The organism is Streptomyces jeddahensis, assembly GCF_001642995.1.
GTDB classification, from domain to species: Bacteria; Actinomycetota; Actinomycetes; order Streptomycetales; family Streptomycetaceae; genus Streptomyces; species Streptomyces jeddahensis.
On sequence record NZ_LOHS01000156.1, the window covers coordinates 130,200 to 152,920 of the forward strand.

General features: G+C 69.5%; 19 protein-coding genes and 2 pseudogenes. 10 read left to right on the top strand and 11 right to left on the bottom strand.

The window, feature by feature from the left end:
- Positions 1-278: 278 nt before the first annotated feature.
- On the top strand, positions 279-494 hold the full coding sequence (locus STSP_RS31785) for a hypothetical protein (RefSeq protein WP_067284467.1): 216 nt from the start codon (positions 279-281) through the stop codon (positions 492-494).
- A gap of 144 nt (positions 495-638) precedes the next feature.
- Positions 639-1,312 (top strand): annotated as a pseudogene (locus STSP_RS31790) (LysR substrate-binding domain-containing protein); the annotation flags it as partial.
- A gap of 18 nt (positions 1,313-1,330) precedes the next feature.
- On the opposite strand, the gene STSP_RS31795 reads toward STSP_RS31790, so the two are convergent.
- The 4 genes from STSP_RS31795 to STSP_RS31810 form a co-directional block, all read right to left on the bottom strand.
- On the bottom strand, positions 1,331-2,632 hold the full coding sequence (locus STSP_RS31795) for an amidohydrolase (protein ID WP_067284468.1): 1,302 nt from the start codon (positions 2,630-2,632) through the stop codon (positions 1,331-1,333).
- Between the two features lie 84 nt (positions 2,633-2,716).
- Positions 2,717-4,012 (bottom strand): amidohydrolase family protein, encoded by a 1,296-nt coding sequence (locus STSP_RS31800; protein WP_067284469.1) that lies wholly within the window; start codon positions 4,010-4,012, stop codon positions 2,717-2,719.
- Positions 4,013-4,279: 267 nt separating this feature from the next.
- On the bottom strand, positions 4,280-4,951 hold the full coding sequence (locus STSP_RS31805; RefSeq protein WP_067284470.1) for a GntR family transcriptional regulator: 672 nt from the start codon (positions 4,949-4,951) through the stop codon (positions 4,280-4,282).
- A 139-nt stretch (positions 4,952-5,090) separates the two neighbouring features.
- The gene (locus tag STSP_RS31810) at positions 5,091-6,230 is read right to left on the bottom strand and encodes an alkene reductase (protein WP_067284471.1); all 1,140 of its coding nucleotides are present in this window, start codon (positions 6,228-6,230) and stop codon (positions 5,091-5,093) included.
- A gap of 64 nt (positions 6,231-6,294) precedes the next feature.
- Between STSP_RS31810 and STSP_RS31815 the strand changes: the two genes are divergently transcribed.
- A complete protein-coding gene (locus STSP_RS31815) occupies positions 6,295-6,687 on the top strand; it encodes a MerR family transcriptional regulator (RefSeq protein ID WP_067284472.1) in 393 nt (130 codons plus the stop codon).
- A gap of 332 nt (positions 6,688-7,019) precedes the next feature.
- On the opposite strand, the gene STSP_RS31820 is transcribed toward STSP_RS31815, so the two are convergent.
- Positions 7,020-8,981, bottom strand: coding sequence for a DUF2599 domain-containing protein (locus STSP_RS31820; RefSeq protein ID WP_078067664.1), 1,962 nt, complete (start codon positions 8,979-8,981; stop codon positions 7,020-7,022).
- Between the two features lie 295 nt (positions 8,982-9,276).
- Between STSP_RS31820 and STSP_RS41370 the strand changes: the two genes are divergently transcribed.
- Entirely contained in the window at positions 9,277-9,825 is a 549-nt protein-coding gene (locus STSP_RS41370) for a DUF6093 family protein (RefSeq protein WP_408646391.1), read from the top strand.
- Positions 9,826-9,838: 13 nt separating this feature from the next.
- Here STSP_RS41370 and STSP_RS38845 read toward each other — a convergent pair whose 3' ends face one another.
- Positions 9,839-10,354 (bottom strand): hypothetical protein, encoded by a 516-nt coding sequence (locus STSP_RS38845; RefSeq protein ID WP_067284474.1) that lies wholly within the window; start codon positions 10,352-10,354, stop codon positions 9,839-9,841.
- A gap of 388 nt (positions 10,355-10,742) precedes the next feature.
- Here STSP_RS38845 and STSP_RS39400 point away from each other — a divergent pair, with 388 nt between their 5' ends.
- Entirely contained in the window at positions 10,743-10,955 is a 213-nt protein-coding gene (locus tag STSP_RS39400; RefSeq protein WP_067284475.1) for a peptidoglycan-binding domain-containing protein, read from the top strand.
- Between the two features lie 306 nt (positions 10,956-11,261).
- On the opposite strand, the gene STSP_RS31835 is transcribed toward STSP_RS39400, so the two are convergent.
- Positions 11,262-11,969, bottom strand: a complete 708-nt coding sequence (locus STSP_RS31835; protein ID WP_067284476.1) for an NAD(P)-dependent oxidoreductase — start codon at positions 11,967-11,969, stop codon at positions 11,262-11,264.
- Between the two features lie 121 nt (positions 11,970-12,090).
- On the opposite strand from STSP_RS31835, the gene STSP_RS31840 reads away from it, so the two are divergent.
- The gene (locus tag STSP_RS31840) at positions 12,091-12,828 is read left to right on the top strand and encodes a TetR/AcrR family transcriptional regulator (protein WP_067284477.1); all 738 of its coding nucleotides are present in this window, start codon (positions 12,091-12,093) and stop codon (positions 12,826-12,828) included.
- A gap of 67 nt (positions 12,829-12,895) precedes the next feature.
- Here the strand turns inward: STSP_RS31840 and STSP_RS31845 are convergent.
- From STSP_RS31845 to STSP_RS40600, 4 genes and pseudogenes are all read right to left on the bottom strand, one after another.
- A pseudogene (locus STSP_RS31845) lies at positions 12,896-13,716 on the bottom strand (IS3 family transposase).
- A gap of 441 nt (positions 13,717-14,157) precedes the next feature.
- A complete protein-coding gene (locus STSP_RS31855) occupies positions 14,158-16,437 on the bottom strand; it encodes a tetratricopeptide repeat protein (protein WP_067284478.1) in 2,280 nt (759 codons plus the stop codon).
- A 5-nt stretch (positions 16,438-16,442) separates the two neighbouring features.
- On the bottom strand, positions 16,443-16,892 hold the full coding sequence (locus tag STSP_RS31860) for a hypothetical protein (RefSeq protein WP_067284479.1): 450 nt from the start codon (positions 16,890-16,892) through the stop codon (positions 16,443-16,445).
- Positions 16,893-17,025: 133 nt separating this feature from the next.
- Positions 17,026-17,592, bottom strand: coding sequence for an ATP-binding protein (locus tag STSP_RS40600; protein WP_232789868.1), 567 nt, complete (start codon positions 17,590-17,592; stop codon positions 17,026-17,028).
- Positions 17,593-17,749: 157 nt separating this feature from the next.
- On the opposite strand from STSP_RS40600, the gene STSP_RS31870 reads away from it, so the two are divergent.
- From STSP_RS31870 to STSP_RS31885, 4 genes are all read left to right on the top strand, one after another.
- A complete protein-coding gene (locus STSP_RS31870) occupies positions 17,750-18,574 on the top strand; it encodes a helix-turn-helix domain-containing protein (RefSeq protein WP_067284532.1) in 825 nt (274 codons plus the stop codon).
- Positions 18,571-18,756, top strand: coding sequence for a DUF397 domain-containing protein (locus tag STSP_RS31875; protein ID WP_067284480.1), 186 nt, complete (start codon positions 18,571-18,573; stop codon positions 18,754-18,756). The genes STSP_RS31870 and STSP_RS31875 overlap by 4 nt, the downstream gene beginning before the upstream one ends.
- 422 nt (positions 18,757-19,178) lie before the next feature.
- Positions 19,179-19,490: a trypco2 family protein gene (locus tag STSP_RS31880; protein ID WP_078067666.1), complete on the top strand. Its 312-nt coding sequence runs from the start codon at positions 19,179-19,181 to the stop codon at positions 19,488-19,490.
- A gap of 7 nt (positions 19,491-19,497) precedes the next feature.
- On the top strand, positions 19,498-22,629 hold the full coding sequence (locus STSP_RS31885) for a tetratricopeptide repeat protein (protein ID WP_067284481.1): 3,132 nt from the start codon (positions 19,498-19,500) through the stop codon (positions 22,627-22,629).
- Positions 22,630-22,721 lie beyond the last annotated feature (92 nt).

The window sequence follows — 22,721 nt, forward strand, 5'->3', positions numbered from 1 at the left end:
CATCGGAACATGCGCCCCCTCCAGGCAGTTCACTATCTCTCGCGCGAACCAACGAATGGTCAATGACCAGTCAAGGAACACTTTAACCCGGCAAAGTCGTTTGCAGGGTTAACCCAACGTTTCGAGCCGAGGAGAGCATGTAAGCCGAAGTGGACTTGGCGTAAACCTTGCAGTGATCGGCGGGGGTCACGTGGACACTGATCCACACCGAAGCCCTGCAGTCACTGGCCGCCTACTCCTACGCCGACTTCCTGCGCCGCTCCCAGGAGGAGCAGGGGATGGCGTCCGCGTTCTACCGGGCCGTACGGGAGGCGGCACGCCGGGAGGTGCCGCTGCTCGCTGCGGGGAACACCACGGCGCTGCAGGCCGCGAAGGCGCTCGCCGACCGGCTCGCCGCTGAACGCTCGGTGGAGGATGCGGCAGCGTGGCCGATCTCCCATCCCCGGTGCCAGCGGGTGTTCGGGCCGCGCCCCGACGTTAGGCGGGCAGGATGATGGCGGCATCGTGACTCGGGCGGTCCCACGCGACGTAGGCACGAGCACTTGGCATCGCTCCTCATCCGTTGATCGCTGGGCCTCACAATCCTCCCGCGCTGGACGAAGAAGCCGTACACCGCCGGCTAGCAGATCGAGCAAGAACGGCCCGGGAGCCGCGCGCTGCGCGTCGACGTGATCGGCCGCCGCCGGACTGGTGAGCGGCTTCCACGGCGCCCGCCCCGACGTCGCGCTCGACGTCGTCACGCTCTTCGACGCGGATGCGGCGATCGCTGCCGTACGCCCCGGCACCATCGACGCGACGGTCCGCGCCCTGACCGTGCCACGCCCGACAGCTGCCCGACGGCATCGAGGCCGTCCGCGTCCACGACGAACCGCTGCAACTCCTGACCGGCCCCAGGCACGCGTTCTCCGCCGCCCGCTCCGTCACACCCGAATAGCTCGCCGGGTTCCGCATCTGGATGCCGGGACTCGTCGCCGGGACCGAGTGGGCCGTCTACTACGACGACCTGGCCGCCGCGTTCGGGCTCACCATCGAGGCGACGGGGCCCGACTTCGGCACCGAACCGCTGCTCGACACCATCGCCGACCTGCCGGAGCTCGCCACTTTCGTCGGTACGCAGACGCGGCTCGTCTGGCCCGTCGAGCAGGACCTGCGCCGCGTCGACCTGCACGGACCGACGCCGCTCTACCCGCACTCCCTGATCTGGCGCGCCGGCAACCCGCACCCGGCGCTCGCCACGCTCCGGGACCACCTCGTCGGGCTCCGACCGGAGCCCGACGAGACGCGGATGTGGCTGCCCACCTGGGCGCGGTGAACCCCGGGGGCGCGGCGACTACACCAGCTCGCCGTCCCGCGCCACGACCCGGCCGCCGTGCACGACGAGGTCACGCTGCGGCATGTCCACCACGACCTGCGGCAGGCACTCGGCCCGTACGAGTACGAAGTCGGCGGGAGCGCCCGGCCTGAGGTCGGCGCGGTCGAGGTGCATCACGTCGGATCCGCCGTGCGCGGCCACCTCGTAGCAGTCCGACAGCTCGTCGTCGAGGCGGACATCGGTCACCCAGCCCAGGATGTGCGCACGGTGCAGCATGTCGGCGTTGCCGAACGGACTCCAAGCGTCGCGCACACCGTCCGAGCCGAGCCCCACGCGTACGCCGTGCTCCTGGAGCTTGGCGACGGGCAGGACCAGCGACTCATTTGGGGCGACCGTCGTCAGGGAGATGTCCAGATCGCTCAAGTCGCTTGCCATCCGGCCGAGTTCACCGTCCGACAGACGCGGAAGGCAGAAGACATGGCTGACCGTGACCTTGCCGTGCAGGGACAGCGCCCGTGTGCGGTCGATGATGGCGCGCATCACCTCCAGGCCCTTCTCGTCCCGGTCGTGCAGGTGGATGTCGACGCCGATGCCGTGCCGGTCCGCGAGCCCGAAGACCAGGTCAAGCTGTTCGTCCATGGCGTGGTCGAAGCTGATCGGGTCGATACCGCCGACCATGTCGACAAGCCCGCCGCGGGCCGCCTCCTCAAGGAGCTCCGCCGTACCGGGCGTACGCACCACGCCGTGCTGCGGGAACGCCACGATCTGCACATCGAGGGCATGCCCCAGCTTGTCGCGCGCCGCGGCCACGCCCTCGACACCGGCCAGGTCGTAGGCGGGCGCCACATCCGCATGGGCCCGCATCGCGCGGGTGCCCCGGGTCACGGCGTGCGCCATCAGGCCGTACGCGCGCTCGCCGACGGAACGGCTCTGGCTCGTGAACAACTCCACGTCCTGCGCGACGTAATCGGCTATGCCGCTCGCGGGTTTACGGGTCACCCAGTCGCCGCCCCAGGTCGTCTTGTCCGGGTGGATGTGCGCGTCCACGAGCGAGGGCAAGGCGATCCGCCCACCACCGTCGACGACCCGCGCGCCGTGCGGTGCCGGGCCGTCCGTGATCCGGCCGTCGACGACGGTCAGCTCCACCGGCTTGCTCGCACCGAACGGGCGGACGTTGCGGAAGACCACGTCCTTCGCGGGGCGGTCGCCCTCGGGCCCGCGCGCGGTGGCGGAGGCGGCGGTGCCGGACGACAGGGGGGTGGCCGTACCGGCCAGGGCGGCGGCGCCGACGATCATGCCGCGACGGGACAGAGGCGTCATGGGAGTCTCCTTCGGTGAACGGGGACGTACGGACGGCAAGACGGGGGGAGGGGGCGGCGACCAGCGGCCCCCTCCCCCGGGGCATCAGAGCGCGATACCCGAACGGACCACGTGCACAGGAGACTTGAGGACCGTCACGTCGGCCAGCGGGTCGCCGTCCACGAGGACCGCGTCCCCGGCGAAGCCACGGGCCAGACGGCCCGCGGTGCCCTCGATGCCGAGGAGCTTCGCGGCGCCCGTGGTGGCCGTGCGGATCGCGTCGAGCGCGGGCAGGCCTGCCGCCCGCATCAGCTCCACCTCGCGGCCGATGGGGTCGACCTCCCCACCGGACGAGTCGGTGCCCGCGGCGAGCGGCACACCCAGCTCGTGCGCGGCGAGCACGGCGTGCTCGAGGGCCGGCAGATAGGTGCGGCCACGCTCGGCGAGCACCGGGTTCGAGGACTCCGCGAGACCGGCGATGGCGGTCAGGGTCGGCGTGAAGTACGTGCCCCTGCGCCGCATTTCGTGCAGCGTCCGCTCCCCGACGAACACACCGTGCTCCACCGACCGCACGCCCGCCATGACCGCGTCGTGGCAGCCCTTCTCGCTGTAGCTGTGGCACAGCACGCCGCTGCCGCCGCGCCGGGCGGCCGCGACGACGGCGGACAGCTGCTCCCGGTCGTACACCTGGGCGAGCGGGTCCTGCTCGGGCAGCCCGGCGCGTTCGTTGACGCGGGTCTTGATGACGTCGGCGCCCCGGTCGAGGTTGACATCGACGACGCGGCGCAGCGCATCGAGGGAGCGCACGCCGTTGCGGAGCTTGGCGAGCGGGGTGAGGTCGGGGTCGGCGAGGATCGTGTCGCCGAGGTCGGGCGTGACGAAGATACCGGCGGCCCGCATCCGCGGCGCCAGCTGCGGCACCTGCCGGGCCAACTCCCGTACGGCGATGTCCTGGTAGAAGTTGGTCGAGCCGCTGCGGGCGCTGGTCGCGCCCTTGAGGACGGCCTCCTTGGCCTCGTCCGCGGTGTTCAGGTGGATGTGCGCCTCGACGAGACCGGGCAGGATCCACCGGCCGTGCGCGTCGAGCACGTCGACACCCTCCGGCACCTGCGTCCGGCTCCGCGGCCCGGCGGCGCGCACGACACCGTCGACGATGACGACCACCGCGTCCTCGGTGACCTCGCCGGTCGCCGGGTCGAGCAGCGTGCCGCCCTCGATGACCAGGTCGCCCGTGGTGGCTCGACCGGAGTCCGCGGAACGCCCGTTCCGCTCGGCGGCCGCGGCGGCGCTGGTCCCGGCGGCGGAGAGCGCGGCCGTGGTGCCCGCGAGCGCCGCCGCACCCGCGAGGATGCCGCGCCGGGTGAGCCGGGACGGTGGGGGCGGGGTGTTCTCGACGCACATGGGCGGCTCCAGGACGGGGAGGGACGGGCGGACGAACAAGAGCGGAGGGACCGCGTCCGCCAGTTTGTATACCGAAGTGGGGGCTGCCGCAAGGAGTGGTGAGGATGTTTGGTGTTATTGCACGGGTGTTGCCGGGAATGTTCACCGGGATCGGTAGGCTTGGTATACAGATGCAGTTGGCAGGCGCCTCGCGCGATGCGGGCTCGGCGTCCAGGCGTGCGGAGCCTGGTGCTCAGGACTCAGAGCCCTGGCTCTCCTCAGCTCTCCTCAGTTCTCCTCGAAGAGCGACCGCAGGGCCACGGCCCGGCTGTCCCGTACATGCAGCAGCGTGCTCGCCGCAGCCGTCTCCTCGTCGCCCGCCGCGATGTGCCGGAAGATCAGGTGGTGCTGGGCCCGCATGTGGTCCGGTTCGGAACGCATCCCGAACAGCAGTTGGAGCTGCCAGCTCAACTGCTCCATCATTCGCTCCAGGAGCGGGTTGCCGGCCAGCGCCACGATGCCCTCGTGGAACGCGGTGTGTGCGGCGACCTCGCTCGCCGCGTCGTCGGACTCCGAGGCCGCATCGGCGTGTTCGAGCGTGGCCCGCAGTCGCGCGAGCCCCGGCGGTTCCTTCGGGGCGTGCTCCGCCACGCGCCGGGCGGCGAGCCGCGAGGCCTGCACGGCAAGCGGCTCCCACACCTCGTAGAGATGGTGTACGTCGGCGCGCTCCAGGCGGCGCACCCGAACCCCGCTGTGCGGCAGCAGTTCGAGCAGACCTTCGGCGACGAGGGCGCGCAGGGCCTCGCGGACGGGGACGCGGGACATCTGGAGCTCTTCGGCGACCTCGCGCTCGACGAGGCGTGCCCCGAGAGCGTAGCGGCGGTCGACGATGCGCTGCCGGACGGCTTCGCGCGCCTGGGCGCTCAACGACGTTCGTTCCGTACTTCCCGCCACGTGCACCGTCCTCCGTTCACCTGTCTGCCCCGCTGTGGAGGATACGGCGCGGGCGATCACCCCTGGCACGCGTCAATGGCACGCGTCACGAACCGGGCCACCCACAGGAGTACCGCTTCCCTCGCAGGAGTGCCGTCCACGCTCCTCAGAGTCCTATGGGTTCGGGCGTCTCGGGGCGAGGGCGGCTGGCGGCCAGGGTGGGGTAGTCGGTGTATCCGGTTTCTCCGCCTGTGTACATGGCGTACTTGTCCCGTACGGGATTGAGTGGTGCGCCGATGCGCAGTCGTTCGACCAGGTCGGGGTTGGCCAGGAAGGCACGGCCGAGCGCGATCAGGTCGGCTCCGGCAGCCAGGAGCCGCTCGCCAGCGTGCCGGCCGCCATCGGCGGGCAGTGGTCCTCCCCATCCGAGCACCGGGTTGGCGATCAGCGTGCCCGGCCAGGCCTTGCGGATGTCCTGGAAGAGAGGCTGGTCTGGGTCGGCGAATACGATGTGCAGGTAGGCCAGGCCGGTGTCCGCCAGCGCGCCCACGAGTGCCGGGTAGATGCTCTCGGTGTCACCTTCCTCGATGCCGTTGACGGTGATTCCAGGGGAGATGCGCAGGCCCACCCGTTCGGGCCCGATCGCGTCGGCGACGGCCTGGACCACCTCGACCACGAACCGGATCCGGCCGGAGACCGGGCCGCCGTAGGCGTCGTTGCGGTGGTTGGTGCCCTTCGCCAGGAACTGGTGGAGGAGGTGGCCGTTGGCCGCGTGTACCTCCACTCCCTCGAAGCCCGCGTGGATGGCATTGCGCGCGGCTGTGGCGAAGTCGGCCACGGTGGACCGGATGTCGGCGATGGTCATCTCGCGCGGCACAACGGAGGCCTGGCGCCCGCTCGGGGTGTGGATCGTCTCGGGGAGCGGGACGGGTGAGGGGGCGACCGGCGTCAGCCCGCTGTTGTCGGGGTGGCCGACCCGTCCACCGTGCTGCAACTGCAGGAACATCCGACCGTCGGCGGCACGTACCGCGTCGGTGACGCGGCGCCATCCGGCCACATGGGCCTTGTCGTGGATCGCGGGGATGTTGGGATAGGTCTGCCCCACGACATTCGGCGTGGTGGCCTCGGCGATGATCAGCCCTGCGGATGCGCGCTGCGCGTAGTAGGTGGCCATGATCGGCTGGGGTACACCGTCTGCTGCGGCGCGGTTGCGGGTCAGCGGCGCCATCACCAGACGGTTTGGCAGTTGCAGGGGCCCAAGGCGGGCGGGCTCGAAGAGGCTGGACTCAACCGGTGTGTTCGTCATGCCGGTACGGTAGAAGTTGACATCAGTGTCAGATTCAAGCCCTGGTTCAGCATGCGAGGTGGGAATGCGGATCGGTGAACTGGCTCGGCGCAGCGGGGTGAGCGAGCGTTCCCTGCGCTATTACGAGCAGCAGGGACTGCTGCGGGCCGAGCGCACTCCCGGTGGTCATCGGGACTACGGAGAATGGGCGGTCGACCGTGTTATCCGTGTCCAGGCGCTCTACGCGGCCGGGCTGAACAGCAAGACCATCGCACGGCTGCTCCCCTGCATGCGGGACGCAGACGGCGGCCCGAACGAGTTCGCCACTGCGCAGCTGGTCAATGAACTGATCGGGGAACGGGACCGCATCAATCGAGTGATCGCCGACCTGACCCGCTCCCGAGACGTCTTGGACGAAGCCATCGAGACCGCATCCGTTGGTCTGAACGCCCCACAGATTCCGACGCCGACACCATGATGTCCATGCGCGGGGTACCGCCCGCCCGGCCGAGGCGAGGTAGTCCTCCAGCAGCTCGGGAAACGAGGCACCGTGCGGTGCGGTCATCGGACGGCCTTTCTCGGAGATCTTGAAGCGTTCTCCCGGAGGCTCAGCCGATGACCGCTGCCTCTGCCCCACGCCACCCGCGTGCACGCTCAAACCACCCCGACCAGCGACGACCTCAACGCCTCTCCGTACACCACGTCCGTGGACGTGACCCTAACCGGGCGACCGCGACCGATCCCACCGATCACGACCTCCCGGCCAGCCGCCGGTTACCGAGACATGCTCCTAGTCGTGCGGTGCGCGGGTCAGGCCGCCGTGTCCCCGTGCAGGTCCAGGCGGAGGGTCGGCAGGGTGTTGAGGAGGTTGCCGACCGTGTCGCCTAGCGGGGCCGGGAGCTGTGGCAGGCCCGGGAGCCAGCCTGTGTCGATCACGGTGAGGCCGGTACGGAGGGGTTTCGGCTGCGCCTCGTCCAGGTCCCAGCTTGCGCCCGGGGTGCTGTCGTACGTGGGGGCGGCGGGCGGGGTGTTGCCCTGGGTGAGCGGCCAGGTCACGCCGCGGAAGCGGCCCGACTCCAGGTAGCCGAGGAAGCCGTGGGTCGCGGAGCGGCCCTTGACGGCGGCCTTGGCGTCCGGGGTGATCACCAGCCAGTCGAGGTCGGTGGAGACGATCGTGTGCCGACCGGTTGCGGTGGGCACGGAGAGCTTGACCGCCCCGGCAGGCACAGTGGAGCCCGCCGTCGGGTACTTGGCCAGGGCGGTGAAGCCCAGGCCGTCGCCCAGGGTTCCGGCGCCGGAGGCGAGGCCGGCGCGCGGGTCGTAGACGACGACCATGCGCTCCGCGTCGTCCGTGCCGCCGTCGTCGTCGGTGACCTCGACGGCGACGGTGTCCATGCCCGCGTGGTCGTAGACGTGGCTGGTCTCGCAACGGCCGTCCTTCGCGGGGAAGTCGGAGGTGCTGCCGTCGTCCCAGGTGACCTTGCAGGTGTGGGTGTCGTTGCTGCCGGGGTCGGTGAAGGAGGCCACCACGGGGACCTCGGTCTCGACGCGGTGGACGTCCCATTCCTTGGGCGCGGTCACGTCCAGCGTCGGGGCGACGTTGCGGACGGTGACGGTGGCGCGGTCGCTGACGGGCTGGTTGACGCCGTCGTCGGCGGTCAGCTTGACCGTGTACGTGCCGTCGTCGGTGCAGGTGAGGGTGGTGCGTGGGGCGGTGGGCTCGGCGAAGGTGCAGGTCGCGCCCTCGTCGACGTCATCGCCACGGGTGTACGTCCACTCCGTGGCAGGGGTGCCACCGTCGTCGGCGGCCGTGCCCTTGAGGGTGACCGCGGAGCCCTCGTCGACACTCACGTCGGGGCCGGCGTCGACCATGGGGGCGAGGTTCTCGGGGTCGCCGCCGTCGGTGGGCGGGCGGCTGAACCAGCCCTGGTCTTCCGTCGTGCCCCAGTTGCAGCCGTGGATGGCGATGTCCTCGGTCACCAGCTCCCAGTCGATGTTCGGACGCTCCGCCTCCAGGTCCCAGGTGTGGCCGCCGCGGATGCCGTAGGCGTTGAACCTCACGTGGCACCACAGCTGCTTGTAGAGCGACTCCGCCTGGTCGTCGGTGACGGATCCCGGCCGGGGAAGGCGCGTCGTCACGTGATCCCAGATCTGTGCGGTGTAGGCGTCGACGATGGCGGCGACGTCGAGGCCCTTCGCCTTGTCCGTGGGGAGGATCGTCACGACCAGGGTGTCCCCGCCGGTGTCGTACTCGTCGCGGTAGAGGCTGGCGTGCGTGTACAGGTCGCTGCCGTCGTCGGTGTAGGAGCCGGCCCAGTCGTGCTTCACGTCGGTGCTGCCCAGCTGGTTGCCGTCGGCGTCCTTGGCAGCGAGGTGCCACTGCATGGAAGCCATGGCCGGCTCTTCGTAGCCGGTCTCGACCGCATACAGCTTGAAAGGGAGAAGAGAGCTGCTGGTGCAGTCGTCCGCGCTCCAGCCGTCGACGGCCCGGCCTTCGATCGTCCAGGTGACGACGGGACTCTCGCCGTCGTCGCACTTGTCCATCACCTGGAAGAAGTTGGGCTTGTCAGGGCTGGCGTTCTCGTGCTCGTGGTAGTAGTGCAGCCCGGAGTTGAAGGAGGCCGCCATGACGACGTCGCCGTCCTTGTTGTAGATCTTCCCGTTGCTCGTCGCAGCCTGGGCCTCTTCCACGACACCGGGGCCGAACGGGACGGCCAGCAGGCCTAAGCCGAGGGCGAGGACGGTGCCAAGGCGCAGTAATGCTCTTCTCATCGCGAGAGTTCCCCCGTGGACTCTGGCCGCGCGGGTACGCCGTGCCGGATGGCCGGGTCCTGTGCGCGTGCGGGAGGATCGTAGGAGGAGACCGGGCAGTTGTGGGTGTGTGAGGCGTGTGACTCATGCGGGCATTCTGTGTCAACTGCGCTGCGGGGCACAGGAGTTAGGACCGCACATGGGTGACGGCGCGGGTGAGATTGTGCAGCCGAACCTGAGATCCCACATGAGCGTCGGGCGGGCACCCGGCGGCGCCTCTTCCGCCCCGGCCCGCTGATCCTGGACCCGGACTCCGGTGAGTACGTGCAAGCCCGGACACGATCGTTTACGGGGGTTCCGGGGCGATCTTCTCCGCCGGCGGGCCAGGCCTGGTGCTTTCCTTGGAAGGGCAGGCGTACGCCGACGACCCCGCAACCGGTACCGGCTGCTGACGCCGCTGGGCGTGCCGCTGGCTTCGCGGGAGGACAAGGTGCGGGTCATCGTCGCCACCCAGGACCCTGGCCTGCGCAACCGGACGTGGCGGGTTCTGGACATCTCGGAAGCGAACTCCCTCGCGGTGGTGCGCACGACATGGCTGGATGAGAGGTCGTCACCGAGACGGGCGGCCTGGCCGGCCGCACGTGGCTGGCCGATGACACCACGGAGGCATCCACGGTGGAGATCTGCCGCTCCACCCGGCTGTTCGAGCGCATCACCACCGCGCCCGCCGCCATCTGAAGCGGAGGGCGGTTCCCGGCCGGGGCCGACGTCAGCCCTGGTTTTGCTTAGGGCTGCTCGCCGCCGCCACGGCGTGAGCCACCGCCCCTTCCTGGTGGCCTGGTGGGGCCCTGCTGGAGTGCCGTGAGGCGCCACCAGGCTCAGCGGTAGTCGTCGGGGTGGTCCTGCATCCAGCCGTTGATCCGGTCGCGGACGTCGATCAGCTCTGTGCGGTGGGTCTCCAGGTTCTCGGTGGAGGTGTCGCCGTCGAGAGTCTTGCGGAGGTCGGCGATCCACGTGATGGGCTCCGGGAAGTGGCCTGGGCCCTTGGGGTCCGCCTTCATCGCTGCGTCGAGGCCCATCAGTTCTTCGTGGACCCTTCCCAGGAAGTACGCACAGTCTCCCGACCCTGGTGTGCAGGTGTCGTCGAGCGTGGCCTGGAGGCCGGCGAAGGCGTCGCGGACCAGTTCCGGTCCCGGGGACGCCGGTGGGGTCGGGTTGGTGGAACCGGTCTCCTGCGGCGCCGCGTCCGCCGGTGCCGAGGCGGACGAGGAACGGGAGGTGTCGCGCGTCCCGGTGCCCTCGGAGGTGTCGTCCGCGCCCGCGGAACAGGACAGCAGACAAGCCGCGAGCACCGCGGTGACGATCGCCGTACGCCGGACACGTCGGATCTGCACGAGGCCCCCCTCTTGTGGTGATCATGGCGACTCTATCGCGGGTAGGGGTGGCCGGGTCTCTGACGGCTGTCCGATACTCGGCCTGGCTGTGCCATCTCATGAGGTTGGTGCCACGGCCGCCACCCTGCGGTCGTACTGGTCGCAACTCGCGGGCCTTGCCGAATGTGGGGAGGATGGGGCGTACCCATCGACTCCAGACGCGCCGCAAGCCAGTGGCCGGGCCGGAAGGAGCGGCATGAGAGAGCGCAGACTGGTCGCCTGGGGTGCGGCGCTATGGACAGCCGCATCGCTGGCTCTTGCTGTGCCACAGGTCGCCGCGGCCGTTCCCAGGGAGTGTTCTTACATCTCAGCGACGTCTCGCCCCATACTTACGGACGGTGACACCGGCGTGGCGGTCAAGCAGGCGCAATGCCTGAGCAACATGTGGGGAGGCCAGCCGCCCAAGCTCACCCTCGACGGGGTCTTTGACTCTGTCATGCTGAAGAAGATCAAGTGGATCCAGGGCTGCCACGGTCTGCCGGAGAGCGGCGTCATCGAAGCGCGCACCTGGCAGGTCCTCTACCACCCGGCCCTGGACTGCTACAACCCCTATCCGGCCTGATCAGCCCTCGCCGACTTGCTGAACTACTACAACCGCGAGGGCTCGCACCCCGCGCTCGGAGGCCGGGTGCCCGCCATCGCCCTGTCTTCCAGTCCTTCAACCTCTTCGCCCACAAGACGATCCTCGCCAACGTGGCCCTTGCCCCCGGCGGATCCTCGGACTGAGCAGGCAGGCCGCGGAGGAACGGGCGAGGGTGGTGTCGAGCTGAGGGAGAGACGTGACCACCATTGCCGTCACCGGGCACATGGACTTGACGGACGCCGGCATTCCCTCGGTACGGGCCGCCTTGGATCTCGGACGTGGCTTTCAGTAGCCGATCGTGAAGCGGCGCTGGACGAAACGCGGCAGCTCCGCCTCGTCGATCAGGGCGACAGCGGCGTCCTCCGCCGAAATGCGACTGCGTCCGTCGGCATCCAGGACGGGCTGGTCACCGCCGATCCGGAAGCGACCGGTGCGCTCGCCGGGGGCGATGTCCTCGGCGGGGCTGAAGTAGGTCCAGAGCCGGTTCGAGGTGCGCAGGACGTTCAAGGCGTCCCGGTGGCCGCGCACCGCCGCCGCGTATTCGCGGGGCAGCCCGAGCTGGTCGAGGCTGGCGTGCAGAAGCTGGTCGGAGTCGGCGCGTACCACTCCGGGCTCGACCTCCAGGCTGCCGGCGCCGCCGATCACGATCAGCCGGGTCCTGGGGTGGCTCTCCAGCGCCGTCAGGAGGGCCCGCGCCGCGGTGGCGTAGACCGTGGGATCGGCGATCGAGCGCCGCACGGTGTCCGCGATGTCCTTGGCGGCATTGCCGGGCTGGAACCCGCTGATCAGCACGTCGAGGCCGGGCAGGACGGCGGCGATGCTCGTGGGTTCCAGGATGTCGACGCTTGCCCAGGTGATGTTCTCGCGCTTGTCGTTGATCTCCGCCTGCGAGGCATCGCGGCTGAACGCAGTGACGTGATGTCCCCGGTCGAGGGCTTCGGTGACGACCCTGCTGCCGATGGTTCCCGTGGCTCCGATGACTCCGATGTGCATGGCTCTCCCCTATTCATGCGGACATGAGTGCGCGCCGACAACTCGGTGACACGGTGCAGATACTATACGCCGTGAAGTTTAGATACGGCCATCAATGGCGGTGACGCTGTAGAGTGTCCGGGTGGCAAGTACAGGGAGCAGGGGGCGGCGCGAGCGGCTACGGGCTGAGACGACGGCCGAAATCAAGAACGTGGCACTCGAGTTGATGGCCTCGGGCGGACCCGACGCCATCACGCTGCGGGCCATCGCCCGCGAGATGGGCATGACCGCCAACGCCATCTACGGCTACTTCGCCACCCGCGATGACCTGGTCACCACGCTCATCAACGACGTGTACACCGCGCTGGCCGACGCCGTGGACGCCGCCTGGGAAGCAGCCCCCGCCAAGGAACCGGCCGCCCGGATCCAGGCGTGGGCCGGCGCCTTCAGGAACTGGGCGCTGGCCAACCCCGAGGGCTTCCGGCTCATCTACGGCGACCCCGTTCCCGGCTACCACGCCCCCGAGGGCGGCGCCGCCCCGGACGCCGCACGCCGGGTCTGCACGGGGCTCACCGCCCTCGCTGCAGCCGCCTGGCCCCATGCAGAACATCTCTATAAAGGCAGCGAGTTCGAGTGGTCGGACTTCGACCCCGGGCTTCTCGACAAGGTACGCCCGGCCTTCCCGGAACTGCCGCCCGCCGCCGTTGCGCTCGCACTGCGGATCTGGGGACATCTGCACGGTCTGGTGTCCCTGGAGGTCTACGGCCATATGCACACCCAGACGGTCAGCCCGGACAAACTCTTCCGCGAGGAACTGACCGAGCTCGTACGGGCATTGGGCATCACCGTAGGGCTGACGGACGGTACGCCCGCAAGCTGAGCCAGCTGTTGACCCTTTACGCCCCCACAGGGAGGCGATGTGAACCGCTCCGGGATTGGTGGAGGCTCTATGCGTTGACTCCAGCCGCCGATTGGGGCTGGTGTTGAGCGTAGTTGTTGGTCTCGTGTTCGTGGGGCGGGATGTTTCGGGTGGCGCTGTGGAGGCGCTGGCTGTTGAACCAGTCGCCCCATTCCGCGGTGGCGAGTTCGACGTCGGCGAGGCCGTGCCAGGGCTTGCGGGGCTTGATCAGCTCCGTCTTGTAGAGGCCGATCTGGGACTCCATGAGCGCGTTGTCCAGGGCGTCGCCGACGGTGCCGACGGAGGCGTCGATGCCGGCGTCGAGGAGGTGGGCGATGAACGCAAAAGACGTGTACTGACTGCCCGCATCCGAGTGATGAATCAGCTTGGTCCGGCGGCGGTGCCTGCGCGGTCGCGGCGCCATAAGGCGATGTCGAGGGCATCGAGGACGAGCTTGGCCCGCTTGCTGGTGGATGCGGACCAGCCGACAACCGCTCTGGAGAACACGTCCACGACGAATGCGACGTAGACGATGCTGGACCAGGTGGCGACGTAGGTGAAGTCGGCGACCCACCGCTCGTTCTCGTTCGGACGAGACGCGGTGATCTCGTTGGCCCGCCTCAGCTCGGCGTTCTCCGCCCTCAGCCGCTTGATCTCCGCGGCCTCCTCGGACGTGACACCAGGCCGTTGGCCGCCGTCGACCTCGGCCTTGTGAACCCATGTCCGCACCGTCTCGGCGGCACCAATGACCAATTTCGCGACGACCGCCTTCATCGCGGCCCACTCAGTTGGGTAGTTGGGGCGGATCTCCGCGACCATGCGTACCGCGCGCTCGCGAAGCTCGGCAGGGTAAGGGGACGGACGGGCCATGACTCGATCCTCTCGGGGAATCGAGCCTCCATCAGACCCGGAGCGGTTCAACTCCAGTAGACCCGCAGATCGTTGAAGTGTGCAGGTTCGGTCATGGGTTTCGTAACGCTCTGCCTGTCTACCGGCAGCGGTGAGCAGATCAACTACTCACGCCCAACGCTGCTCCCTCTGGCTCCCGGTAACTAGCGCATACCGAGAGCCACGAGGTCCTGGCAACGTCGGCCTGTGACGTGTTGGTGGCTAATGCTGCTCCCGTACGACTGCGGCGGTCCTCCATGCAGTTGTGATCAGCGATGCCATGGATACGAGGGCGTTATCTGCGGAACAACTTCAGACCCGTCCGTCCGCCGACGCTTTGTCAGCCGCCACCAGGGCCGAGGCCAACGAAGGCTTAGCGCACGATCTGACACGGTATTCTCAACCCCTTGGGCGCCGATGGCCTCACCGAAACCGGCGGACCTCCTGCAGGGCATCGTCAAGGTTGTTGAGCGCCATGGCTTCGCCGCGGCGATCGTCGCATTCGCGGAAGGCGGCGGCGGCCTGGGTGTGGGCGTCGACGGCCTCATCGAACCGGCGCACGTTCCGCAGGGCGACGCCAAGGTTGTCCAGCGCCCCGGCTTCGCGGTGGCGGGCGCCGTACTCGCGGTAGACGGCGGCGGCCTGGGTGTGGGCGTCGACGGCCATATCGAACCGGCGCACCTCGACCAGGGTGCTGCCAAGGTTGTTGAGCGCCATGGCTTCGAGGTAGGGGGCGCCGTACTCGCGGAAGGCGGCGGCGGCCTGGGTGTGGGCGTCGACGGCCTCATCGAACCGGCGCACGTTCCGCAGGGCAACGCCAAGGTTGTCCAGTGCCATGGCTTCACTGGGGCGGTCGCTGAGCTCGCGGAACGCGTCGGCGGCCTGGGTCAAGGAGTCGATGGCCTTATCGAACCGGCGCAGCTCGACCAGGGCGCTGCCAAGGTTGAGCAGCACCGTGGCTTCGCCGTAGCTGTCGCCGTGCTCGCGGAAGGCGTCGGCGGCCCGGGTCAAGGAGTTGATGGCCTTATCGAACCGGCGCGCCCCCTGCAAGGCATTGCCAAGGTTGTTCAGCGCCCTGCCTTCGCCGCGGCGGTCGCCGCATTTACGGAAGGCGTCGGCGGCCTGGGTGTGGGCGTCGACGGCCTCATCGAACCGGCGCACCTCCTGCAGGGCGCTGCCGAGGCTGTTCAGCGCCCTGCCTTCGCCGCGGCGGTCGCCGCATTCGCGGAAGAGTGCTAAGGCTGTGGTGGTGACGTTGATCAAGTCGTCGAAGTAGCGGCGGAGTTCGAGGTATTGGGCGAGGGCGAAGGCGAGAGCGGTACTGGTGTCCGGGTGGCCGAGCGGTGGGGGTGCGGTGGCGGTGGCGACCAGGTTGAGGCGTTCGTCGTCCAGCCAGGCCAGCGCGTGGTGGCGGTCGGCGAATCGGGGGGAGCGGGTGCCGGGCAGGGTCTGCAGGTGGGTGTCGGCGGCCAGGGTGGAGTTGCGGTAGTGGTCGTGCAGGCGGGTCTGGGCGGCAGCGCGCTGGTCGGTGTCGGCGTGGATGTGTCCGTGCTCGTTGGCGTAGAGGCGCACCAGGTCGTGCAGGCGCCAGCGGCCCCAGATGTGTCCGGGTTCGATCAAGTGGGCGCGGGCGAGGTCCTGTAGGAGCTCTTCTGCCGTGGGTTGGTCTGCGCCGATCAGGTATGAGGCGGATTCGGTGGATAGGTTCGGGCCGACGTTGAGCGGCAGCAGCCGGAACAGGCGACCGTGGTCGGGGTTGAGGTGCTGGTAGGACAGGTCGAAGGCCGCACGCACCGCACGGTCCTCGCGGTGTAACCGGTCCAGCCGGGTGTGCGCCGCCTCCAGGGCCTGTGCCAGGGAGGCCAAGGGGCGGTTGGGGGCGTCGGCGAGCAGGGCGGCGGCGATGCGCAGGGCCAGGGGCAGGCCCGCGCACAACCGGGCGATCGTGGCGGCGTGCTCGGCGTCGTCGGTCACCCGGGTGTCGGCGGGGCCGCGGGCTTGCAGGAGAGCTTGGTGGAGCAACTCGACCGAGGCGCGCTCGCTAAGGACGTCCAGGTCGTGCAGGCGGGCGTCAACGTCCAGGGTGTGGCGAGAGGTAAGCAGGGCCGCGGTGGTGCCGTCAGTGGGCAGCAGCGGGCGGGCCTGCTCCGCGGTGGAGACGTTGTCGATGACGACCAGGACCCGGCGGCCTTGCTCCGCGAAGCCGGCCAGCACGCTGCGGTACAGCCGGGAGCGGTCCTGCAGCTCGGCGGGGATGTGCTCGCCCGGCATGCCCAGCGCGCGCAGGAGGCCGTCGAGGGCCCGTTGGGGGGACAGTTGGCGTTCTGGGTCATAGCCGAACATGTCAACGAACAGAACTCCGCCGGGAAACCAGCCGGGCTGCTTGAGTGCCCGGGCAGCGGTCTGCACGACCAGTTCGGTCTTACCGACCCCGGCCAGTCCCGCCACCGCCGCCACCATCACCGTCTGTTGCGGCCCCCGGCCCGGTGCCAGCACCTCAAGCAGCTCCTCGACCTGTTCGTCGCGGCCGGTGAAGGTGGCCGTGGCGGTGGGCAGGCCGGACAGTGCCGGGGTGATCTGCGGGGGCAACTGCACAGTGATGTCCCGGCCCTGGATCACCGCGTGGAAGAAGACACCACCGCTGATCTGGTTCTCCACCGGCGAGCCTGCGTCGTCCGCGCCGCCGGAGTACGTATTGGCCATGCAGGTCAGCTCTGTGTGGAGGGTGTATCGGGGCCGCGGTCGGCCGGAGGTGGGGGCGGGGTGGTGAAGGAGATCCTGGAGAAGGTCTGGCCCTGGAGCGTCGGCCCGTGGAAAGTGCCGCCGCTGATCGTGTTGTGCACCTCACCGTCGCCGGTGCGCACCAGCCTCGCCTGCTCATTCCATTGCTCCAAGCCGGCGCGGAAGTCTGCATCCACCGCCGCCCGCACCGCCAGCGCGGTACTCAACCTCTGCGCGGGCGCCGGATCGGCTGGGGCCCGCTCCAGCTCTGCCAGCTCTGCCACCCCCGAACTCACCGCGGGAACATCCTCGGTGTCCTGGCCGCCCCGGAACGGGCGCCGCACCAATTCACTCAGCGCTGCCCACGCCTGCCGACCGATCTCACCACCCACGCCACCTGCCAACGCCGCCAGCAGCCCCACCGATACCGGATCCACCCCGCAACGCTCCCCATCTACACGCCGAACGGAAGTAGACACGCTACGAGATACCGTGCCTCCGCCGCGGGTAAACCCGACCTGCCGTCCACCACCACAGATGTCGTCACAGCCAACTCGTCCGACGCCGTGTTCAAACGCGCCAGGACCGGATGAGTTCGGCGCAGGCGTAGACGTTGGTGTGGCCTGCGCGGGCCTCCTTGGCGAGGTCGATGAAGCCGCCGTACGGCGGGGCGAGTCCTTCGCCGGAGGCGTGCATGTAGGAGATGGCGACCATCGCGGCGAAGGCGGGGTTGCGTGCCGGCAGCGGGCGGACGCTGACGATTTCGTGGAAGAGCGCGGCCGCGCGCCAGGATGCATCTGGGACGTATCCGAGCTTGGGGGTGCTGACCTTGTGGCGGGCGGTGGCATCCGACACGGCGATGCACAATACGCCGCTGTCGGGTGCGAGCGTCAGCCGCACCTCGAAGTCCCGCCCCGGTACGCGCCCGTGCGTCACCGCGTTCGCTGCGAGTTCCGCCACGATCAGGGCGGCGGAGTCGGAGAGGTCGCTGCCGTACTCGATGCCCCACGAGCTGAGTTGTTCGACGGCGAGGAGACATACGAGTCGTGCACCTCGACGGGTGGAGCTGAACCGTTGCCTGAACGCACGTACGGTAGTCGGCAGTTGCGTCTCCACGGCGTCCACTGAAGATGTCATGCGTCCACCGTGTCGGTATCGCCGCAGTTCATGCGATGACGACAGCTCGTACGGAGAGCAGCGTACGAGCTCACCCTCTGGACGGTACGGGTAACCGACCGTGAGCATGGGCCGTTGCACCTGCGACGAGTGCGGCAAGCACGACGAGGGGGTCGCCATGGGGAACAGCAGCTGTGAACCCGAACCGTCCGACAGCCTCAAGGCGTTCGGGGCCGTTCTCAAGGTCTTCCGCGAACGGGCCTCGCTGACGCAGGAGCAGTTCGCGCTGCTGGTCAGATACTCGGCGCACTTCGTCGGCTCGATCGAGCAGGGGCGGCGCCTGCCGCCCGGCGACTTCGTCGAGCAGGCGGAGGAGGTCCTGGACGCGTTCGGTGTGCTGCGGGCGGTCGCCAAGCATGTGTCGCGGCAGCGCGGGCTGGCTGCCTGGTTCCGGCTATGGGCCCAACTGGAGGCGGCGGCGGTCAGCCTGTGTACGTACGAGTGCCGAGTGGTGCCGGGGTTGCTGCAGACGGAGGCGTACGCGCGGGCCGTGATGCTCAACGTCCCGCCGCCGCCCACCGAGGAGCAACTGGAGGAGCGGATCGCGGCGCGTCTGGAACGGCAGAAGCTGCTGACCCGCAAGCCGCCGATCGCGTTCAGCTTCATCATCGAGGAGTCGGTGCTGCTGCGGCGCACGGGCGGCGACGACATCACGCGCGAGCTTCTCGACCACCTCATCGCCTGTGTGGGGTTGTGGAACGTCGAGTTGCAGATCATGCCGCTCACGCAGCCGCACCATGCCGGGACGGACGGTCCGATGCAGTTCCTTGAGACGCCGGACCACAAGTGGCTGGGCTACTCGGAGGGGCAGCAGACGGGCCAGCTGATCTCCGGCCCGAAAGACGTCAGCCTGATGCAGATGCGCTATGCCAAGATGCGCTCACAGGCCCTGTCCCCGGCGGACTCGGCGGACCTGTTGAAGCGGATGCGAGGAGCGCTATGAGCACCAGCGACGAGCTGAACTGGTTCAAGAGCAGCTACAGCGGCTCCCAGGGGGACAGCTGCGTGGAGGTCGCTCACCGGCCCGACGCGGTCTACGTCCGTGACTCCAAGGAGAAGGAAGGGCCGCGGTTCGCGGTTGCCCCGACGGCTTGGGTGGATTTCATCCGGTATGTAGCTTTCTGATACGGCCGAGAGGTCTGGAGTCCGCAGGGGCGTGGGCGCATAGTTCACGCCATGTTGGTCTCGAACGCAGGGAGTTGGCATGAGCCTCAGCTTCCATCGCAACGCCGACGGTTCGACGGCCGTAGGCGTGGCCTTGCCCTCGCCGTCGTGGTTCAGCCGAAGCTCCCATGCGTTCAGAACGTGCCCGCAGCCAAGGTGAGTTGACCGAGTCAACCAGGGGGACGCCTGGAAGCTGCCGCTATGATCCGCGTGGGAGTTCAATCGTTCGAGAACGTGGTGAATGTGCTCCGTGCGACGCCTTTGCTCGGCCTGCGTCCCCCGTGTCACAGATGGGCTGCAAGAGTCAATTGCCCTGGGGTTGCCCGGTGATGATGTGGCGGAGCATGTGAGCGGTTTGTCGGGCACGTTGATAGGGGCTGCTGGTGGATGACGCGGTCGAGTTGGCGGACATGATCTGGCAGCTTCGCCAAGAGTTGAGCAAGGCGATGTGGGCCGGGGCCCACACCGACCTGCGGTTCAAGGCGGAGAAGCTCGAGCTGGAGCTGACCGTGGGGGTGGAGCGGACCGCCGAGCCCGGGGTGAAGGTGCGTTTCTGGGTGTTCGACGCCGGTGCCACGGCACGGCGGTCGGCCATGACCACTCAGCGGATCACGCTGACGCTGCAGCCGGTACGCGCGGACAGGCCGGACGAAGCGGCGCTGATCTCCGGCGACGAGCTGCCCGACGAGGACTGACCAGCTCATGACGGAAACGCAGCCGATCCCGGGCGAGACGGGGGAGCCGATCCCGGGCCGGGCGGGGCAGCCGACCCCGGACCAGGCCGGGCAGTCGACCCCTGGCCGTCCGGGGCAGCCGATCCCGGGCCAGGCCGGGCGGCCGGTGACCGCACGGCCGACCGATGTCGGACTGGACGCGCACCGCATTGCCGAAATCATCGTCGTCACCTCTGCCGGTGGCGGACGGCGCGGCTCGGGGTACCGGGTCACGGACACCGCGGTGCTGACCGCAGCGCATGTGGTGGCCGACGCCGACGGCGTGCAGATACGTTTCGATGCCGACCGGCCGGGCCAGTGGATGGTGCCGGCGTCGGTGGCCTGGTCGGACGCCGACACCGATGTGGCCGTCCTGGCCTTCGCGCCGCCGCCGGGTTCCGCGCCCGTCGCGCCCGCGCGGTTCGGCCGTATCGCCGACGACCGTCACGCCGTCGTCGACGTGCACGCCGCGGGGTTCCCGCTGTGGAAACAGCGCCGCCGCCCCGACGGCCGGCGGTTCCGTGAACTGCATCAGGCCGACGGCACCGTGGCGGCGCTGTCCAACCTGAGAACCGGCACCCTGGAGATCACGGTCGCGGCGGCGGCCGCCGACCCGGATCCGCACACCTCGCCGTGGTCGGGAATGTCGGGGGCGGCGGTATGGGCGGGCAGCCACATCGTGGGGGTGGTCGCGGAACACCACCGCTGGGAAGGGGCGGCCCGGCTGACCGCGGCCCGTATCGACCACATCCTGCGCCGGGTCGGCGAACCGCGCCGGGCGGAGCTGGCCGGGTTGTTGGGGATTCCCGACCTGCAGCCGCTGCCCGAGGTGGGAGGCGCCCCGGCGGGTGTGGACGCGACGGGCGGTGCCACGAGCGCGCACTCCGGGATCTCCGACGAAGGTTCCAAGGTCATCGGGCTGCCGGTCGCGCATGGGCTCGAACTGTTCAAGAACCGCACTCACGAACGCGAAATGATCGGCCGTCACCTCGCCGACCCGGCCTTCCGCATGGTGACGGTCACAGGACGGCGCGGCATGGGCAAGAGCGCGGTCGCCGCCAAGGTCATGGAAATGCTGGAGGGCGGCGAGTGGCCGGGCCACCTCCAGGCGCCCCCGCCTTCGGGGCTGGTCAATCTGAGTACGCGGACGTCGGGGATCTCCCTGGAGCGCATCTACTTCGACTGCGCCCAACTCCTCGGGCGCGAACAGGAAGCGCGGCTGCAGGGCATCTGGGCCACGAATCGCTCCGTACACGACAAGGTCGGCGAATTGTTCGCCGCGATGGGGGACCGGCTCTTCGTTATCCTGCTGGACAACCTCGAAGACCTGCTGCAGGACGACGGCCGACTCGAGGACGAGGAACTCACGATCTTCCTCGACTGTCTCTTCCGGGCCAGATCCACGCCGCGGCTGCTGGTCACCTCGCAGGTGCCGCTACGGCTCGCGCCCGAGCTGCGCCGTTTCGCCGCAGAGATCGAACTGTCCGAAGGGCTGCCTCCCACCGAGGCGGTCGCGCTGCTGCGCGAACTCGACCAGGACGGCAGCCTGGGCCTCGCCGAGCTGTCCGACGAGCAGTTGCTGCAGGCGGCGGTCCGTGTCCACGGGGTCCCGCGCGCCCTGGAGCTGCTGGTGGGCGCGATGGCCGACGACACCCTGGTGCTGCCCACTCTCCACGAAGTGCTGGAGAGCTTCACCCTGCGCGGCGACGTGGTCGCGGGCCTCGCCCAGGACCGGTACCGCCGGCTCGACTCCGATAGCCGCGCCGTCCTGAACGTCCTCGCCGTGCTGCGCACACCCGTGACCAGAGAAGCGATCGAGTGGATCGTGGCCGGCCTCGACCCCGGTCTCGACGTCGCACCGATCCTGTCCCACCTGGTACGGGTGCGCATGCTGTCGGTCGACCGGACCACCCGTACCTTCGCGCTGCACCCGATGGACGCCGACCTCGCGTACGGCGCCATGCCACGGGTCGGCGTGCTCGGGCGGCAGTCCGTGGAGCGGCGGGCGGCCGACTGGTACGCGAGCGTCGCCCCGCCCCGCTCGGACTGGCGGACGTTGGACGACATCCAGCCGTACCGGCGCGAATTCAGGCACCGAGTGCGCGCCGGACAGTTCGACGAAGCCGCTCTGGTCCTCGGCGGGATCAGCGAGTGGATGGTCTGGGCAGGCTCAGTGCTGACGGCTCTCTCGATGCATCTCACTCTGGAGGGGAAGTTGAGCGACGAACGGGCACGTCTCGCGCACCTCATCGGCTTCGGGCACGCCCGGCTCACCGGGGGCCCGCTCCCGGACGCCGCCGAGCTGTTCCGCGAGGCCGCCGACCTGGCACAGCGCGTCGACGACCGCCAAGCCCTGCAGAACGCCATGTTCGGCCTCGGTGACACCTACCGGCAGCTGGGCCGCCTCGACGCCGCCGTGGAACCCCTGGGCCGGGCCGGCGACCTGGCCCACGAGAACGGCGACGCGGAAGCCGAGGTGCACGCCATCCTGAGCCTCAGCCTCGCCCAGAGCACTCTGGGCGACGGTGCCGCGGCCCTCGACGCCGCCGATCGGCTGCACCGACTGGCCGCCGCGACCGGGGACGCGCTCACCGAGGCCCGTTCATGGAACGCCCGCTTCACGGCCCTGCTGTCCATGGGCCGCTGGGAGGAGACGATCGCAGCCGGCGACCGCGCGGTACGCGCCTACAAGGACGCGGGCATCCCGGAGGCGACCGACTACGCACTCAACGCCAAGGGCGTGGCCCTGCTTGCGCTGGGGCGGTTCGCGGAGGCGCTGACAGCTCTGCAGGCGGCCCTCAAGGCAGCGTCGCAGATGGAGAATCCGCGCACCGAAGGAGTCTGCCTCCACAACCTGGCGTGGGCGTACTGGACCGACGAACAGTACGGGCAGGCGGCTGAGACGGCCGAGCGCGCTGCGACGTCGCTGCAGCTCGCCGGCGCATCGGAAGCGGCGGCGCCGAAAGCGCTGGCAGAGGCCGCCCGCGCCCGGGCCGCCGACGACACCCAGGCGACGGCCGACGCGCTGATCCGCGCCGCCGACGGCGTCGGGCGCAACGTCGAGATGGTCGGCGCGACCTGGCTCAGCGCGGAGGCGGAGCGCTTGCGCGGCGAGGCCTGACGCATCACGACAGTCCTTCGGCCGAGTTCGGGGCCCGGACCAGGGCCCCGAACTCGACCTGGGCGCACTCGACCTGGGCGCACTCGACCTGG

Bases quoted from the DNA above. Each gene is read 5' to 3' on its own strand.
- STSP_RS31855 (WP_067284478.1), bottom strand. From the start codon at position 16,437: ATGGCCAATACGTACTCCGGCGGCGCGGACGACGCAGGCTCGCCGGTG.
- STSP_RS31815 (WP_067284472.1), top strand. From the start codon at position 6,295: ATGCGGATCGGTGAACTGGCTCGGCGCAGCGGGGTGAGCGAGCGTTCC.
- STSP_RS31810 (WP_067284471.1), bottom strand. From the start codon at position 6,230: ATGACGAACACACCGGTTGAGTCCAGCCTCTTCGAGCCCGCCCGCCTT.
- STSP_RS31795 (WP_067284468.1), bottom strand. From the start codon at position 2,632: ATGACGCCTCTGTCCCGTCGCGGCATGATCGTCGGCGCCGCCGCCCTG.
- STSP_RS31885 (WP_067284481.1), top strand. From the start codon at position 19,498: ATGACGGAAACGCAGCCGATCCCGGGCGAGACGGGGGAGCCGATCCCG.
- STSP_RS31875 (WP_067284480.1), top strand. From the start codon at position 18,571: ATGAGCACCAGCGACGAGCTGAACTGGTTCAAGAGCAGCTACAGCGGC.
- STSP_RS40600 (WP_232789868.1), bottom strand. From the start codon at position 17,592: ATGACATCTTCAGTGGACGCCGTGGAGACGCAACTGCCGACTACCGTA.
- STSP_RS31835 (WP_067284476.1), bottom strand. From the start codon at position 11,969: ATGCACATCGGAGTCATCGGAGCCACGGGAACCATCGGCAGCAGGGTC.
- STSP_RS31785 (WP_067284467.1), top strand. From the start codon at position 279: ATGGCGTCCGCGTTCTACCGGGCCGTACGGGAGGCGGCACGCCGGGAG.
- STSP_RS31870 (WP_067284532.1), top strand. From the start codon at position 17,750: ATGGGGAACAGCAGCTGTGAACCCGAACCGTCCGACAGCCTCAAGGCG.
- STSP_RS31820 (WP_078067664.1), bottom strand. From the start codon at position 8,981: ATGAGAAGAGCATTACTGCGCCTTGGCACCGTCCTCGCCCTCGGCTTA.
- STSP_RS31800 (WP_067284469.1), bottom strand. From the start codon at position 4,012: ATGTGCGTCGAGAACACCCCGCCCCCACCGTCCCGGCTCACCCGGCGC.